The 15,989-nt window shown below is 64.2% G+C and carries 12 protein-coding genes and 1 pseudogene; 5 read left to right on the forward strand and 8 right to left on the reverse strand.

What is annotated here, in order from left to right:
- Positions 1–13 precede the first annotated feature (13 nt).
- The 4 genes from AB4Y42_RS13265 to AB4Y42_RS13280 all read right to left on the reverse strand — a co-directional run bounded on the left by AB4Y42_RS13265 (position 14) and on the right by AB4Y42_RS13280 (position 4,132).
- Positions 14–793, reverse strand: a complete 780-nt coding sequence (locus AB4Y42_RS13265) for an amino acid ABC transporter substrate-binding protein (RefSeq protein ID WP_368689043.1) — start codon at positions 791–793, stop codon at positions 14–16.
- A 196-nt stretch (positions 794–989) separates the two neighbouring features.
- The gene (locus AB4Y42_RS13270; protein ID WP_368694437.1) at positions 990–1,337 is read right to left on the reverse strand and encodes a hypothetical protein; all 348 of its coding nucleotides are present in this window, start codon (positions 1,335–1,337) and stop codon (positions 990–992) included.
- A 126-nt stretch (positions 1,338–1,463) separates the two neighbouring features.
- On the reverse strand, positions 1,464–2,882 hold the full coding sequence (locus AB4Y42_RS13275) for an LLM class flavin-dependent oxidoreductase (RefSeq protein WP_368694438.1): 1,419 nt from the start codon (positions 2,880–2,882) through the stop codon (positions 1,464–1,466).
- 5 nt (positions 2,883–2,887) lie between these two features.
- Positions 2,888–4,132, reverse strand: coding sequence for an acyl-CoA dehydrogenase family protein (locus AB4Y42_RS13280; RefSeq protein ID WP_368689046.1), 1,245 nt, complete (start codon positions 4,130–4,132; stop codon positions 2,888–2,890).
- A gap of 323 nt (positions 4,133–4,455) precedes the next feature.
- Here AB4Y42_RS13280 and AB4Y42_RS13285 point away from each other — a divergent pair, with 323 nt between their 5' ends.
- The 5 genes and pseudogenes from AB4Y42_RS13285 to AB4Y42_RS13305 all read left to right on the forward strand — a co-directional run.
- A complete protein-coding gene (locus tag AB4Y42_RS13285; protein WP_368689047.1) occupies positions 4,456–5,943 on the forward strand; it encodes a sugar ABC transporter ATP-binding protein in 1,488 nt (495 codons plus the stop codon).
- Positions 5,940–7,001, forward strand: a complete 1,062-nt coding sequence (locus tag AB4Y42_RS13290; protein WP_368694439.1) for an ABC transporter permease — start codon at positions 5,940–5,942, stop codon at positions 6,999–7,001. The genes AB4Y42_RS13285 and AB4Y42_RS13290 overlap by 4 nt, the downstream gene beginning before the upstream one ends.
- A 66-nt stretch (positions 7,002–7,067) precedes the next feature.
- Positions 7,068–8,306 (forward strand): SfnB family sulfur acquisition oxidoreductase, encoded by a 1,239-nt coding sequence (locus AB4Y42_RS13295; RefSeq protein WP_368689049.1) that lies wholly within the window; start codon positions 7,068–7,070, stop codon positions 8,304–8,306.
- 24 nt (positions 8,307–8,330) lie between these two features.
- Positions 8,331–9,389: a substrate-binding domain-containing protein gene (locus AB4Y42_RS13300; protein WP_368689050.1), complete on the forward strand. Its 1,059-nt coding sequence runs from the start codon at positions 8,331–8,333 to the stop codon at positions 9,387–9,389.
- 88 nt (positions 9,390–9,477) lie between these two features.
- Positions 9,478–9,816, forward strand: a pseudogene (locus tag AB4Y42_RS13305) (TauD/TfdA dioxygenase family protein); the annotation flags it as partial.
- Positions 9,817–10,147: 331 nt separating this feature from the next.
- Here AB4Y42_RS13305 and AB4Y42_RS13310 read toward each other — a convergent pair.
- The 4 genes from AB4Y42_RS13310 to AB4Y42_RS13325 all read right to left on the reverse strand — a co-directional run bounded on the left by AB4Y42_RS13310 (position 10,148) and on the right by AB4Y42_RS13325 (position 15,938).
- On the reverse strand, positions 10,148–10,954 hold the full coding sequence (locus tag AB4Y42_RS13310; protein WP_368694440.1) for an oxidoreductase: 807 nt from the start codon (positions 10,952–10,954) through the stop codon (positions 10,148–10,150).
- Between the two features lie 31 nt (positions 10,955–10,985).
- On the reverse strand, positions 10,986–14,126 hold the full coding sequence (locus AB4Y42_RS13315) for an efflux RND transporter permease subunit (RefSeq protein ID WP_368694441.1): 3,141 nt from the start codon (positions 14,124–14,126) through the stop codon (positions 10,986–10,988).
- A complete protein-coding gene (locus tag AB4Y42_RS13320) occupies positions 14,123–15,238 on the reverse strand; it encodes an efflux RND transporter periplasmic adaptor subunit (protein WP_368694442.1) in 1,116 nt (371 codons plus the stop codon). Before AB4Y42_RS13320 ends, AB4Y42_RS13315 begins: the two co-directional genes overlap by 4 nt.
- Before the next feature lie 82 nt (positions 15,239–15,320).
- Positions 15,321–15,938, reverse strand: a complete 618-nt coding sequence (locus AB4Y42_RS13325; protein WP_368689054.1) for a TetR/AcrR family transcriptional regulator — start codon at positions 15,936–15,938, stop codon at positions 15,321–15,323.
- Between the last annotated feature and the right edge of the window lie 51 nt (positions 15,939–15,989).

Here is a 15,989-nt window from a genome sequence, read left to right on the forward strand (position 1 = left end):
CGTTCAGTCCGCCTTACTGCGAAACGTCTTTGCCGAAATACTTCTGCGAGATCTTCGCGTAGGTGCCGTCGGCCTTGATATCGGCGAGCGCCTTGTCGACGGCCGCGACCAGGTCCGGGTTGCCCTTGCGCAGCAGCACGCCCGACTGGTCGTCAGCGGAAGACGCGTCGATGGCGGCAATCTTGAGCTTCGCGTCCGGCTTGTGCTTCTGGAAGTCGAGGAACGAAAGCGCGTCGTTGACGGTGGCGTCCACGCGGCCCGACGTCAGCAGATCGATCGATTCGTTGAAGCCTTGAACCGGCACGACGTCGGCACCGTGCGACGCGGCGAGCTTGCCGAAGTTGCTGGTCAGCGTGTTGGCCGACTTCTTGCCCTTCAGGTCGTCGAAGGAATGGATGGTCGTGTTGTCCGAGCGCACGATCAGCACGGCGTGCGTCGAGATATACGGCTTTGAAAAATCGTACTTGGCCTTGCGTGCGTCGGTGATCGAAACCTCGTTGATCACGGCGTCGTAGCGGTTGACGTCGAGGCCCGCGATCAGGCCGTCCCATTTGCCTTCGACGAACTGCGGCTTCACACCAAGCCGCTGTGCGATGGCCGTGGCGATATCGACGTCGAAGCCGGTCAGCTTGCCGGTTTCGTCATGGTAGGTGAACGGCGCGTAAGTGCCTTCGGTGCCGACACGGAACACACCGGACGACTTGACCTGCGCAAGTTCGTCGGCAGCGAGGGCCGGCGCCGCGGCGACGACCGACAGCAGAGCGGCGAAAAGAGCGGAGCGGATGGCTTTCATGATTGAAATATTCGTAATGAGAGTTTCGTTGGCGGCATCAGTGAGTCAACGGATTCTACGGTCGGCGTGTCTGCCTGCAAACCAGACACATTCGCTATGCATATGCTCTGGTGGAATATAACGACGGATATGTCGCAGCGACGGACGCGCCGCGCGGGAAAGCTGAGATCAGCGCGCCAGAGCGCGCCGATCGGGGTCATTCGGTGAACGCGAACGCGCCTTCCGCGGAAATCGCGGCCAACGGCAGGCGTCCGTTCGGCAGTTCGCGGGCGCGCAGCGTCTCATTCAACTGTGCGGGGTCGCCCGCGCGGCCGATCGCGAGGGCCGCTTCGATGGCATAGTCGTCCGGTATCGCGAGTTCAGAGCGAATCCGCTCGCGCTCGATTCCTGCCAGTCCGTGCGCCTTCCAGCCGGACAGGCTGTCGAGAAACGTGAGCAGCGTGGCTTGTGGCAGCGTGTCGTCCGTGAAGGCCCTCGGCGACCAGCGGTCGAGGAACTGTCGGTCGATCGCGTGGTCGGCGGTGCGTTGATTCGAGGTCGTCATGGGTATGTCCTGTGGATGGGCGCAAGGAAAGAGGAGGCCGTGCGGGTACGCGGCCCCTCGATGCGACGAGTAAAGAAGTGCGCCTCTTTGCGGCTAACGCATTTGTTTTGGGTTGCTTATGTTTATTTACGCAGCCGGGGCGGGAACCACTTCGCCCGTCTCCAGGGCCGATTCGCGCTTGACTCGCTCGATGTCGCGATAGCGCGCCGCCGGATGCTCGTCAGGCAAGCGCGCGCCGCCGCCGAAGAGCTTTTCGCGCAACGTGCCCGGCGCGTAGTCGCGCGGATACACGCCGCGGCGCTGCAACTCGGGCACGAGGTACTCGACGACATGCTCGAAGGTCTCATGCGCGAGCGCGTACGCCAGATTGAATCCGTCCACGCCGGTCTCTTCGACCCACTCCTGGAGGATGTCGGCAATCGTCGTGGGGGAGCCGACGAATACCGGCCCCATTCCGCCGACGCCGCCCCACTTCGCCAGCGCTTCGATGGTCCAGGTCGTGTCGCCGCCCGAGAGATGTTCGACGGCCGAGTGGATCGCATTCGTTTGCACGCGCTTGACCGTGTCGGTGGGCAGGTACTGTCCGAAGTCGATGCCGGTCCAGCCCGACATGAACACGAGCGAGCCGTCGTAGGAGACGTGGCGCTGATACTCCTCGAAGCGCGCCTGTGCTTTGGCATCGGTCTCGTCGACGATCACGGTGACGAGGTTGTAGATCAGCAGCTTGTTCGCGTCGCGCCCGGCGAGCGCCGCCTGGCGGCGCACATCCGTCACGTAGTCGCGTAGCAGGTTTTTCGTGAGCGCCGCGACGAACACACACTCGGCATGCTGCGCCGCGAACGTTTTGCCGGGACCCGATGCGCCCGCCTGAAACAGCACCGGCGTGCGCTGCGGAGAGGGCTCGCAAAGATGATAGCCTGGCACTTCGAAGTATTTTCCCTTGTGGCCGATTTCGTGTACTTTCTCGGGGTGCGTGAACACGCCCCGGTCCCGGTCGCGCACCACGGCGCCGTCTTCCCAGCTTCCTTCGAACAGCTTGTAGAGCACTTCGACGTACTCCGTCGCGACTTCGTAGCGGTTGTTGTGGTCGCGCAGGCCGCCTTGCCCGATATTCTTCGCGCCGCTCTCGAGATACGACGTCACGATGTTCCACGCAAGGCGCCCCTGCGTGTGATGGTCGGCCGTGGAGAGACGGCGCGCGAACGTGTAAGGGTGCTCGAAGCTCGTGGACGCCGTGATGCCGATGCCCAGATGCGACGTCACCATGGCAATGGGCGCAGCCAGTTGCAGGGGGTCGTTTACGGGAATTTGCGCCGCCTGATGCAGCGCGTGATAGTTGTTGCCCTTGTAGACGTCGTAATAGCCGATCACGTCCGCGATGAAGATCGCATCGAAAACGCCACGCTCGAGTATCTTCGCGAGGTCGGTCCAGTAATCGAGATCCTTGTACTGCCACGAGCGATCGCGCGGGTGGGTCCAGAGGCCTGGCGACTGGTGGCCCACGCAGTTCATCTCAAAGGCGTTCAGGTGGATGGTTTTGCTCATGATGTTCACTTGCTCCCGCGTTCCGGTCCGTTGCCGATTTGCCAGAGAAAGGGCGGCTCGGTGCCATTGATGGTCCAGTCGCCCACGATCTTCGCCTTGTAGACGAGCGGATTGTGCGACGACACCGCGCGTGCATTGCGCCAATGGCGGTCGAGCGCGTGGCCGGCGCGGATGGCAGACGCGCCGAGCGCATCGAACAGATGCGTCGCCGCGCGCAGTGCGAATTCGGAGGCGACGATCTGGGCCTGTGCCGAAGCGATTTCGGCTTCCACGTTTGCCGCGCGCTCGGCCTCGTCGTCACCTTCGAAGCGCGCCTCGTAGGCGCGCTGTGCGGCTTCTCCAGTCTGCAGCGCTACCGCTTTTGCCCCATAGGCCCACGAGGCGATCTCGCCGATCACCTGCTGGATCTGCGCGTCGTCACTCACGCGCGGCGCATTGCCGTGACTGTAGATACGCTTGCGGCTGCGCACGAGGGTGGCGGCGTCGCGCCTCGCTGCCTCGGCAATTCCTGCGAGCGTGGCGACGTGAAAGAGCTGATAGAACGCGGTCTGATATTTGAAGCGGCGGCTGAAGTCGATGATGTTGCGGCCCTCGACCGCGGCGTCGCGGAACAGCGTGGTGCCGCTGCCCGTGGTCGTCTGGCCGAAGCCGTCCCAGTCGTCCTCGCGAAGCACGCCGGGCTGGTCGGTCGCGACGGCCACGATCACGTCGCTGCCGTCTTCTTCGCGCTGCGCGAACACGTCGATCCAGTCCGCGTAGAGGCTGCCGGTGCTGTAGTACTTCGAACCGTTGAGCACGAAGCCGCCGTCGCGGCGCGCGACCTTCGTGCCGATCTGGCCGAGCGCGACGTCGCCAGCCTCGGTCCACGCATTGCCGACGAACTGGCCGCTCACGAAGCGATCGAACCATGCACGCTGGTCCGCGCCGGCAGGCACGTTCAGCCAGTCCTCGACGAAGGCGAAGTGGCCGCGCAGCGCCTGCGGCAGGTTCGAGTCCGCGGCAGCGAGTTCGATGAGCAGTTGCGCCAGCTGTGCGATCGAAGCCCCCGCGCCACCGTCACGCACCGGAATGCGCACGGCGCCGAAGCCCGCTTGCTTGAGCGCCGCAATCGCGTCATGCGGCAGCGTGCGCGAGCGCTCGCGTTCGGCGGCTTCGCGGGCGATCTCCGTGAAGATCGGGCGGAAGCGGGCGGCAAGGGTTTCGTAGTCGGCGCCTTGCGAGAGCGCGTCATGGGATCGGGAGACATTCATGCGTTTTTTCTCGGTTGGGGGTGGAGAGAATGCGCACCACGCAGCGAAGGAGAAAAGTATAGAAACCCGCGCGCAGCGGCTCCAATAACGGATTGATGAATCGATATAGGCTTGCCCGATTTGCTCCGGCGCGTTCTTCGCAATGTCGTCGAATCGGCTGTTGCGGCAGCGGATACGCCCTGTTGCTGTCAGGGCGCTTTCTGTAGGGCGCCTTATCAAATGCGGACGCATGAATATGAGCATCGCTTCGTTGGGCTCTCTCCCCCGCCTCGCTACGATGGGCAGCAGTGTCCGCTAGCGATCTCCAACCGGCTAACCCATCGATGTCCGCTCCGATTCTGACTGCCCACTCGATCACGAAGCGTTTTGGCGCGACGCTCGCGTTGTCGCGGCTGAATTTTTCCATCCGCGCCGGCGAGGTCGTTGCGCTGATGGGCGCGAACGGCGCCGGGAAATCGACCTTCGTCAAGATCCTGAGCGGCGTGAATGCGCAGGACGAAGGCACGCTCACGCTCGGCGAGGACGCCTATGCGCCGGGTTCACCCCAGGCGGCGAAGCGTCTGGGCGTGGCGACCGTGCATCAGAGCATTGCCGACGCGGTGGTGCCTGCGCTGTCCATTGCCGACAATCTTCTGCTCGACGAACTTTGCGGCGGCGGAGCGCGCTGGTGGACGCCGCGCGCCTCCCGCTACACCCGTGCAGCCGCGCTGGCCGCGCGCGTGGGGCTCGAAGCCGATCTCACGGCACCGCTCGGTTCGCTTTCTCTCGCCGGCCAGCAGCGCGTGGTGGTCGCGCGTGCGCTGGCTTCGCGCCCGCGGCTGCTGATTCTCGACGAGCCCACGGCCAGCCTTTCCACGAGCGAGGCCGCACGGCTCCATGCGCTAGTGGATGACTTGCGCGCGGAGGGCGTGGCGGTGCTGCTCGTCTCGCATCGGCTCGGCGACCTGCGAAGACTGGCTTCGCGCGTGGCGGTGCTCCGTGATGGCCGCATTGTGGACGAACAGAACGCGCCCATCGATTTTGACGCGGCGCTGGAAGCGATGATCGGCCGCGCCCTGCCGCAGGCGCGAGTCCTGCCACGCACGGGCCAGGCAGGCGCGGAACCTGCATTGCGGCTGCGTGGACTGCGCCTCACGGCGCATGGCGCTGCGTTCGATCTCGACGTGCAGCAAGGCGAGATAGTCGCAATCGTCGGCCCGGTCGGTGCGGGGAAGTCGAGGCTTGCCCAGGTGATATTTGGCGCGTTGCGCGCGGCTGAGGGCGAGATGCGCCTTTACGGCAGCGCCTGGGCCCCGCGCGCGCCAACCGACGCGATCCGCGCGGGCGTATTCCTCGCCGGCGAAGACCGGTGGCGCACGTCACTCTTTCCCGACACCGTTGCGTTCGCATCGATCGCCGGCACGATCAGTTTTCCGTTTCTGTCCCGCTGGCAGCGCGGCGTGGGCCTGCCGCGCGATCGCGAAGCCGCGCAGGCGCAAGACGCCATCGAGACATTCGGCATTCGCTGCTCGGGTCCGGACGACCGCGTCGCGCGGCTTTCGGGCGGCAATCAGCAGAAGGTGCTGCTGGCGCGCTGGCACGCCGAGCCGGCCCGGCTGCTGCTGCTCGACGAGCCGTTCCAGGGCGTCGATGCGGGCGCTCGGGCCGATATCGCCGCCGCGTTGCGCGAGCGAGCCGCTTCGCGCGCGACGCTCGTTTTCGTCAGCGACCTCGAAGAGGCGCATGAAGTCGCCGACCGCATCGTCATGTTCGACCGCGGAACAGTCGAACGCGCAGCCGTAGCGGAACCCCTCTTATCAGCCCACTCATGAGATCCATCACACCCACGGCAGCATCGGACGACGAGTCTTCCACGCGCGACACGACCCGGCAGCGCCGGCACAGCCTCTTCGTCGCGCTCGAGCGCGGCGGGCTGCTGCTCGTGCTCGTCGCGCTCGGCGTCATCTTCACGGTTCGCGAACCCGCGTTTCTGAACGTCGCGAACCTGTTCAGCATCTTGCAGGCCGTCTCGATCGTGGCGCTGCTCGGCATCGGCGTGACGATCACGCTCGCCGCGGGCGGCTTCGATCTTTCCGTGGGCAGCGTCGCCGCCTCGGCGCAGATGGCCGCGAGCTATGTGCTCGTGGTCTGGCACGGCAGCGGCTGGGAAGCCGTGCTCGCGTGTCTCGCGCTGGGTGTGGCGGCGGGGCTCTTCAACGGGTTGCTGATCACGCGCCTGCATGTCCCGGACCAGCTCGCGACGCTCGGCACGCTCTTCCTGCTTGCGGGCCTGCAACTGATTCCCACCGGCGGCCGCTCGCTCGCGACCGGCACGATCCTGCCCGACGGCACCGAAGCGAGCGGCACGTTCCCCGATGCGTTCCTCGCGCTAGGGCGCGCACGCCTTTTCGACGTGGTGCCGGTGCCTGTCATCGTGCTGCTCGCGCTGACCGTGCTCGTCTCATTCGTTATGGGCTCCACGCGCTGGGGCCGGGTGGTCTATGCGATCGGCGGCAACGAGACGGCGGCCCGGCTGGCCGGCGCGCCAACGGCCCGCTACCGGCTGGCGGCCTATGTCGCTTCCGCGACGATCGCCTCGCTCGGCGGACTGCTGATCGCCGCGCGCGTGGGGCGAGGCGACGTGAGCGCGGGGCATTCGTTGCTTCTCGATGCGGTGGCGGCCGCGCTGGTTGGCTACGCCGTGTGGGGCGCGAAGCGGCCCAATGTGCCGGGCACGGTGATCGGCGCGGTGTTCGTCGGCGTGCTGCTCAATGGGCTCACGATGCTCAACGCGCCGTATTACCTGCAGGACTTCATCAAGGGCGCATTGCTGGTCGTGGCGCTGGCGTTCACGTTCAGCATCGGGCGCCGGGCGGAAGGGCGCAACTGAGGCCGGCAGACGTCCGGCAATGTTGCGGTTGGCAAAACTACACAATTTAGTCGAGCGGAGCAAATCATGGCAGAGACACTGGCAGGCAGCGAGACACTGGGCGCCGCTCCCTTAACGGAAGCCGCGCACGTGATTGCTACGGATAGCGAAGCGATTGCGGTCGCAACGGAGCTGGCCGCGCGGCTGGCCGTTGGCGCGGCGCAGCGCGACAGCGAGCGGCGCCTGCCGCACGAGGAGATCGAGTGGTTCTCGCGCTCGGGACTGTGGGGTATCACGGTGCCCAAAGCGTATGGCGGCGCTGGCGTGTCCAACGTCACGCTCACGGAGGTAGTCAAGATCATTTCGGCTGCGGACCCGTCGCTCGGGCAACTGCCGCAAAATCACTTCGGCCTCGTCGACGTGATCACGCTCACCGGCAGCGATGAGCAGAAGCGCGAGCTGTTCGGCGAAGTCCTCGCCGGCAAGCGCTTTGGCAACGGCTTCTCGGAAAAGGGCACGAAACACGTGCTCGACCTGAAGACGCGCGTGCGCCGCGACGGCAATCACTACGTCGTGGACGGCACCAAGTTCTATTCGACGGGCGCCCTCTTCGCGCATTACGTTCCCGTACTCGGGCTCGACGAGGACCGCAGGGGCTGGCTCGCTTATATTCCGCGCGGCACGCAAGGGCTCAGCGTGGTGGACGACTGGTCCGGTTTCGGTCAGCGCACCACAGCTAGCGGCACCGTGACGCTTGCCAACGTGCGCGTGCCGGCAAGGCTCGTGTTGCCCGCGCATCGCGTGTCGGAGCAGCCCACGCTCAATGGTCCGCTCTCGCAGATTATCCAGGCGGCCATCGACGCAGGCATTGCCCGCGCGGCGATCGAAGACACGCTCGCGTTCGTGCGCTCGCGCTCGCGGCCGTGGGTCGATAGCGGCGTCGACCGTGCAAGCGACGACCCCCTGACGATCCGCGAGGTCGGCAATCTGCATATCCAGTTGCATGCCGCCGAGGCCTTGCTCGAGCGTGCGGCGCGTGTGCTCGACGAACTCGCCGCAAAGGGCGAGACGACGGAGGACGACGTGGCGCGCGCCTCGGTCGCCGTGGGGGAGGCGAAGGTGCTCACGACACAAGTCGCGCTGCTGGCCGGCGAGAAGCTGTTCGAACTGGCCGGCACGCAGTCGACGCTCGGTGTGCACAACCTCGACCGCCATTGGCGCAACGCACGAACGCACACGCTGCATGATCCGGTGCGCTGGAAGTATCACCTTGTTGGCAATTACTACCTCAACGGCGTCAAGCCGGCACGTCACGCGTGGAACTAACCCCATCGCACAAACGGGAACGTCATGAAGACATCGATTCAACGGCACATTCGCAACTGCGCACTGGCGCTCTGCACGGCGGGCCTGTTCGGCACGCTCACGGCGGAGGCCGCCGCACTGGCTGGCGCCCCGGCGCCGTTCGACAAAGGCGGCGTGAAGGTCGCGCTGGTCAATTATCTTTCGGAGGGCGACTTCTTCCAAGCCTACGAGGCGGGCGCGCAGAAGCAGGCGAAGGCGCTAGGCATCGATCTGCGCATCTACGAGGGGCGCCAGGATGCGGCAGAGCAGCGCGACCAGATCCAGCAGGCCATCAATCTGGGCGTGTCGGCGATCATCGTCAATCACGGCTTGCCCGAGTCGCTCAAGGATGTCGTGCAGCAGGCGCTCGACAAGGGCATCAAGGTCGTCGCTTTCGACGTCAATCTGGCCAATCCGAAGGTCCCGCAAATCGAGCAGAGCGATAGTGACCTCGCTTCGCTGCTGCTCGCCCAGGCCGTCAAGGACAATGGCAACGCGTTTTCCGCGGGCTATGTGTACGTAGCGGGCTTTGCGCCGCTCGACCGGCGCGACGCCGTCTGGCAGACGTTCAAGCACGACCATCCCGGCATCCAGGAAAAGGCGCGCTGGGGCACCGTGGACAATCCGATCGCGCAGTCGGTTGCCAATCAGGCGGCTGCCGCCTACCGCGCGCATCCGGATATTCGCGTGGTCATTGCCCCCTATGACGAATTTGCGCGCGGCGCCAATCTCGCGGCGAATGAATCGAACGTTGCGAGCAAGGTGCGGATCTACAGCGCGGACATCTCGACTGCCGACATCGAGGCGATTCGCGCGCCGAACAGCGCGTGGGTCGCCACCGCGGCGACCAACCCCGCCGTGGTGGGCGCCGTGTCGGTGCGCGCCGCGGCGCTCGACGTGGCCGGGCAGCCGCTCGACCACCACATCCTCGTGAAGCCCACGCTCGTCACGCGCGACGATCTGGTGAAGAACGATATCCACACCATCGCGGAGCTGGGGGCGAAATTCCCGGCATTCCGGGCCAGCGACGCGGCGACGGCGGCCTGGATTCCCGTCGAACAGTGACCTTGATGGGAGCGCTCGACGTTAGTCATTGCGCTTCTTTCGATCTGACTCATTGGCGCGCGTATTACGCTTTCAACCGGAAATCATCGTGAGCACGGCCGTGGTCCCAGAAGAAGCCCAGATCGTTGTCCGCCCGCTTTCAGCCCATATTGGCGCTGAAATCAGCGGTGTCGATCTTTCCCGGCCGCTGACGCCAGCGCGGATCAAGGCTATCCGCGGCGCGTTGCAAGAATGGCGCGTGATCTTTTTCCGCGAGCAGTTCCTCAGTCATGAACAGCACGTCGCCTTTTCGGCACAGTTCGGCGAGTTGCCCGTCGGGCATCCCGTCTTCGGCCACGTCGAAGGACACCCGCAGATCGATTCGATTTCCAGGTTTCGCAAGGCGACGCGCTTCGAGGGAGAGCCACTTGTGCGACCATGGACAGGCCACTGAACGTGGGTAAGATCACTTGCGCTGAGACAGTGTCATTGAGACGACCGCTTTGCTTCTAACATCAACCCCTGCAACTCCAACGGAGCGCCAGCAAAGGTCATAGCTACGAATACGGTCGGTGCATCGACGACGCGCAATTCTGACTTGGCATATCTTCAGTTTCAGGTGCGTACGGACTCAGTTGCCAAGATTTTCTTGCTGCTGCGAGGTTGTTGCGACGCGTCGAGGTCGTCATGACCATGGACGTCCGCAGCTGATTACTCGTCGGCGCAGGGCGCGCTCGTGAACGTGATGCACAGACCACGTTGCGGCGAGAAAGAAAACTTCACACTAGCCCGAAAGTTTTCCTCAAGCTGGAATCCACCGGACCGGAGGGCATGAAGCGCCGCAATTTGCGCAACAGGGATGCTTCGCCGGCCGGTGTGCGACGCATACGCCAGGTGCCAAGCGCCGCTTCGACGATCGTGTTTGCCACGCCGTCGGGCGCGGGGGCACCTTTGACACTGTTGACGACTGCGTTCGATGCCAGGGCCCGCTCGCGGTCATAGTCGGCGATTTTCGAGCTTGCCAGTGGGGCGTTGACGTCCAGGTTGGTCCTGGTAAAAGATGGTTCGACCAATGTTACCCGGATGCCGAACTGGCGCACCTCGTGATCAAGCGTTTCAGTCAGCCCTTCGACGGCATGCTTGGACGCCGAATAGAGGCCCATGTACGGGGCGGGCAAGAAGCCAAGCACCGAACTGACATTGACGATCCTTCCACCACGTTGTGCCCGCATCAGGGGAAGTACCGCCTGCGTCGTGCGCAGAATGCTGAAGACGTTAGTATCGAACAGCGACACAGCCTCGGCAGTTGAAGTCTCCTCCACAGCACCGATCAGGCTCGTACCCGCATTATTGACGAGTACGTCGATTCGCCCGGCGCGTTCGATGACGGACTGGATTCCGGCCTTGACCGAAGCATCGTCGCGAACATCCATCTCGACAAGCTCGACGCCGGAGACAGGCACCGCTTTTGCAATGCTGCGCACTGTGCCAAACACTCGGCAACCTCGCCTCGCAAATTTTTCGGCGGTGGCGCGGCCGATACCCGATGACACGCCGGTCACAACGACAACCGTGGAATTCGACATGAACAACTCCGTTTGGTGAATGGATGGGGTGTCAACTGCGCGCGTCGAGCGCGTCCTGTGTCATCGAATCTGAATGCAATGGCAGGTGATCGCGGTCCCTGTGTGAACCCGCTGGGTTGCCGGGGCGGATCTTGAACCAGATGGAATACATGGCCGGCAGGAACACCAGGGTCAGAATCGTCCCGGCGAACGTGCCGCCGATCAGCGTGTAGGCGAGCGTTCCCCAGAACACCGAATGCGTCAGCGGGATGAAGGCCAGGATCGCGGCCATGGCCGTCAGGATCACCGGGCGGGCACGCTGCACGGTAGCTTCGACAACCGCATGGAACGGATCCAGCCCGGCATGTTCGTTCTGGTGAATCTGCCCGATCAGGATCAGCGTGTTGCGCATCAGGATGCCCGAGAGCGCGATGAGGCCGACCAGCGCATTGATACCGAACGGCTGCCGGAACAGGATCAATGTCGGAACGACACCGATGAGGCCGAGTGGACTCGTCAGGAACACCATCACCATCGCGGAAATCGAGCGAACCTGCAGAATGATGATGACCAGCGTGATCGCCAGCATGATCGGGAACAGCGGCAACATGGCGGTCGTCGCTTTGGCCGACTCCTCGATGGAGCCCGCCTGCTCGATGCGATAGCCGCTGGGCAGCTTCGCGATGATCGGCTGAAGTTGCCCGGTGATCGCCGTTGATACGTCTGGTGGCTGCAGGTTGTCGGCAATGTCGCCGCGTACCGTGATCGTCGGGACGCGGTCGCGCCAACGCATGATCGGCTCCTCCATGCGTACGTCGACCCTGCCCACCTGCGATAGCGGAATGCGCTGCCCGTTCGCGCCAGCCAGCGTGAAGTCGCCGAGCCGGGCAGGGTCGAGACGCACATCGCCGGCCGAACGCGCGATGACCTGCACGGTCCGAATGTCCTCGCGCACGGCGGTGACAGGCACGCCAGTGAGCAGGAACTGCAGTTGTTGCGCGACGGCGCTTGAGGTGAGCCCCACCGCCTGCACACGGTCCTGCTGCAACGTGAAGTGCAGCGTGGGCGAGCGCGTGCCCCAGTCGGTGTTGACCGTGCGCATCATTGGGCTGGCATCCATCACCTGCTCGACTTGAGCCGCGATTGCGCGCAGCTTGTCCGGGTCCGGACCCGTGACGCGATAGGCGACCGGGAACGGCGAATACGGACCGAAGACGAGTTGCGTGACCCGCACGCGCGCTTCCGGGGCGAGACCGTCGGCGATGGCTTGGCGCAGACGCAGTTTCAATGCGTCGCGCTCATCCTGACTGTCCGTGCGCACTACGATCTTCGCAAACGAGGGATCGGGCAATTCCGGCCCCATGGCCAGGTAAAAGCGCGGCGCACCTTGCCCGACATAAGCTGTGACGATTTTGGCTTCCTTCTGTTTCGCCAGCCACGCCTCCACCTTTTCGGTAACGGCGCTCGTTTGGGAAATGGATGTTCCGTAGGGCATCTGCACCTCGACGAGCACTTCAGGACGATCCGAGATCGGGAAGAATTGCTTTTTGACCACGCCCATGCCGAGAATAGCCAGGACGAAGAGCCCCACCACCGAACCGGCGACCAGCCATTTGCGCGCGATGACGCGCGTGAGCAGCTGACGGAAGCGGTTATAGCGCGGCGTGTCATAGATCGCGTCGTGGCCGCCTTCGACCTTTTTGAAGTCGGGCAGCATCTTCACGCCGAGGTAGGGCGTGAAGAACACGGCGACGACCCAGGATGCGATCAGTGCAATGCCGACGATCCAGAACATGTTGCTGGTGTACTCGCCTGCGGTGGACCTCGCGAAGCCGTTGGGCATGAAGCCGACAGCCGTCACCAGCGTGCCCGAGAGCATGGGTGCGGCGGTATGGCTCCAGGCATACGCCGAGGCGGCCACACGGCTGTAGCCTTCCTCCATCTTCACCACCATCATTTCAATGGCGATGATCGCGTCGTCTACCAGAAGGCCCAGCGCCAGGATCAGGGATCCCAGGGTGATGCGGTCGAAGTTCTTGCCTGTCGCGGCCATGACCACGAACACGATGGCCAGCGTCAACGGCACGGCGGCGGCAACCACCAGGCCTGCGCGCCACCCCATGCTCACGAAACTCACGAGCATGACCACCAGCAGAGCGGCGAAAAACTTGAGCATGAACTCGTCGACCGCCGAATGAATGTTGACGGCCTGATCTGTGACCTTGGTCAGGCTCATTCCCAGCGGCAGCACGGCGTTAATTGCGCCGACCTCGCTGTCGAGTGCCTTGCCGAGATCGAGCCCGTTCCAGCCGTCGCGCATCACGATGCCCAGCAGCAAGGCTGGTTCGCGGTTGTTGCGGATCATGAACGTCGCCGGATCTTCATAACCACGCGTGACGGTGGCAATGTCCGATAGCTTCAGTGTGCGACCCTGCGCCACGACTGGCGTGTCGCGGATCTTCTGCAGGTTGTCGAAGGCACCGTCCAGGCGAATGAACACCTCCGGACCTTTGGTCTCCACCGAGCCCGCTGGCGTCAGGACGTTCTGGCCATTGAGCGCGGCGAACACGTCCTGCGGGCTGACACCGAGCGTTGCCAGCCGGTCATGTGAGAACTGGACGTAGATACGTTCGGCCTGCTCGCCGATGATGTTGACCTTCTTCACGCCCGGCACGTGCAGCAACCGCTGGCGCAGCGACTCGGCGTCGCGCACGAGCAGGCGTTGCGGTTCTCCCCTGGCCTTCAGCGCAAAGAGTGCGAAGGTGACATCCGCGTATTCGTCGTTGACGATCGGCCCGATCACGCCAGCCGGAAGGTTGGCGGCTTCGTCGCTGATTTTTTTCCGGGCCTGGTAGAACTCCTCCTGCACTTCCGACGGTGGGGTGCTGTCGAGCAACGTCAGCGTTGTAAAAGCCAGGCCGGGCCGCGTGTATGTCTCGGTCCGGTCGTACCAGCGCAGTTCCTGCATGCGCTTTTCGATTTTCTCGGCGACCTGATCGTGCATCTCCTGTGCGGTGGCGCCAGGCCATGCAGTGACGATGGTCATCACCTTGATCGTGAACGCCGGGTCTTCGGCGCGACCCAGCTTGAAGAACGACACGAGTCCGGCCAGCGAGATCAGGCAGATCAGGAACAGGGTGATGGAGCGCTCGCGAACGGCGAGCGCCGACAGGTTGAATCGACCTTCGCTCACGGACGTGCTCCCTCGTTCGCCACCGCGACGGCCTCGCCGGACATTCGGACCTGTTCGCCATCGCGCAGCAACTGGGCACCGAGCGCAACGACGCGGTCGCCCTGTTTCAACGCACCCGACACGCGAGCACTGTCGTCATCGAGGTGAAGGACCGTGACCGGCCGCCACGCAACCTTGGCCTGTTCGCCGTTGATGACCCACACGCCGGGCCCTTTGCCCGCGTCGAGCACCGCGCCGATCGGCACCTGCAAGCCGCCCTGGAGCGCCACGCGTGCGTCCGGTATCTCGATCGTGACGGTTGCGCCTAGAGGCGCGTCGGCCAGCGCACCCTGCAGCACATAACGCGCTTCGAAGGTGCGGGTACGCGGATCCGCCGTATCCGAGAGCTGGCGCAGGGTGGCCGGCACGCTGATGCCGCTGTTGCCGAAGAGAGTGGCGTCGGCGACCGAATCGATGGCGGGGCGCAGGGTTTCCGGTAGCTGGATGACAGCCTCGCGGCGTCCCGCGTGGGCCAGGCGCACTACGGGCTGTCCGGCGCTGACGACCTGGCCCGGTTCGGCCAGCGTCTCCATCACCACGCCATCCCCGTCCGCGACCAGCTCGGCATAGCTCGTCGCATTGCGCGCCACGTCGGCGTCAGCCTCAGCCGCGCTGAGCTGCGCCCTGGCTGCATCGGCGGCCGCCTTGGCCTGGTCGTAGGCCGAAGCCGAGATCGCACCCGTACCGCGCAGGTCGCGATAGCGCTCCTCATCCTGCGCGGTCTGCTGCGCTCGCGCCCGCGCGGCGGTGACCGCCTCCTGCCGGGCCTGCGCGGCAAGCTTGAGATCGACGGGGTCGAGGCGCATCAGCAGCTGCCCGCGTTTGACGGTTTGGCCGGCATCCACCAGCCGCTCCAGCACCTTGCCGGAAACGCGAAATCCCAGGTCGCTTTGCACGCGTGCGGAGACAGTTCCGGTAAACGAACGGGACGCGGGGATCGCCGCCTGAACGATGGCCGTGCGCACCAGCGGTACCTCGGTGCGCGGATCAGATGGGGCTTTTTCGCCGCAGGCCGCTAGCGCAAGCGGCAGCGCACAGGCGAGTGCGGAGGTGGCGAGGCGACGCGAGAACATGAAAGTCCCATCGATGAAGTGATGACGGCTTCCATTATGGTTCTCGTGACCATTTCAGTCAATAGTCACTCTCCGAGATCGGTCAGGGCGACAGGCTTCGGAGTACCAGGCTGGAGAGCTGCGCTGGCGCGACGTCGGTGGTGTCGCGGTTGTATTGCAGTAGCAGCGGGTTGAGGTAGGGGCGCAGCACCAGATAGATCGCCATCGCGGTTTCGTCCAGCGGCGTCTTGCGCTCGAAGTCGCCACTTTGCCGGCCTTCCTGGAGAACCTCCTGGAGTAGCTTCTGGACACGTGCTTCATAAGCTTGCACCGCCTGCCAGTTTTCCGTGGCGGCCGATGCAGCGATGTCGTACAGCTTGCGGTCCCGGAAAAACAGCCTGAGGCTTGCTTCGGCAAAGACCTTGAACACTCGTCGCAGTTTCTCCGGCGGCAGATCCGTCTCCGCGACCGCTGTCCGCACCTCGCTTTCGATTTCGTGCAGGCAGTTGACACAGATCATTTCGCCAATGGCCTGCTTCGATTCAAAGAACTTATATATGTACGCCTTCGAAAACCCGATCGCCTTGGCAAGGTCAGAGACCGTCGTTTTCTCGTAGCCATATCGGCTGAAGTGCTCGGTGGCGGCGGCAACGATCTGGTCCCGCACCTCGTGATCAGCCGGGCCGCGCGCGGGAGCGGAGGGAGTGGTGGTGTTTTTCATGGACATAGCATACAGGAATGGACAACTAGTGACTATTTGGTATTATGATCA

Origin of the sequence: Paraburkholderia sp. EG286B, assembly GCF_040965655.1 — a bacterium.
Taxonomy (GTDB): Bacteria; Pseudomonadota; Gammaproteobacteria; order Burkholderiales; family Burkholderiaceae; genus Paraburkholderia.

What these genes read in the sequence shown, in the direction of transcription:
- AB4Y42_RS13265 (WP_368689043.1), bottom strand. Translation starts at nt 793, where the DNA reads ATGAAAGCCATCCGCTCCGCTCTTTTCGCCGCTCTGCTGTCGGTCGTC.
- AB4Y42_RS13270 (WP_368694437.1), bottom strand. Translation starts at nt 1,337, where the DNA reads ATGACGACCTCGAATCAACGCACCGCCGACCACGCGATCGACCGACAG.
- AB4Y42_RS13275 (WP_368694438.1), bottom strand. Translation starts at nt 2,882, where the DNA reads ATGAGCAAAACCATCCACCTGAACGCCTTTGAGATGAACTGCGTGGGC.
- AB4Y42_RS13280 (WP_368689046.1), bottom strand. Translation starts at nt 4,132, where the DNA reads ATGAATGTCTCCCGATCCCATGACGCGCTCTCGCAAGGCGCCGACTAC.
- AB4Y42_RS13285 (WP_368689047.1), top strand. Translation starts at nt 4,456, where the DNA reads ATGTCCGCTCCGATTCTGACTGCCCACTCGATCACGAAGCGTTTTGGC.
- AB4Y42_RS13290 (WP_368694439.1), top strand. Translation starts at nt 5,940, where the DNA reads ATGAGATCCATCACACCCACGGCAGCATCGGACGACGAGTCTTCCACG.
- AB4Y42_RS13295 (WP_368689049.1), top strand. Translation starts at nt 7,068, where the DNA reads ATGGCAGAGACACTGGCAGGCAGCGAGACACTGGGCGCCGCTCCCTTA.
- AB4Y42_RS13300 (WP_368689050.1), top strand. Translation starts at nt 8,331, where the DNA reads ATGAAGACATCGATTCAACGGCACATTCGCAACTGCGCACTGGCGCTC.
- AB4Y42_RS13310 (WP_368694440.1), bottom strand. Translation starts at nt 10,954, where the DNA reads ATGTCGAATTCCACGGTTGTCGTTGTGACCGGCGTGTCATCGGGTATC.
- AB4Y42_RS13320 (WP_368694442.1), bottom strand. Translation starts at nt 15,238, where the DNA reads ATGTTCTCGCGTCGCCTCGCCACCTCCGCACTCGCCTGTGCGCTGCCG.
- AB4Y42_RS13325 (WP_368689054.1), bottom strand. Translation starts at nt 15,938, where the DNA reads ATGAAAAACACCACCACTCCCTCCGCTCCCGCGCGCGGCCCGGCTGAT.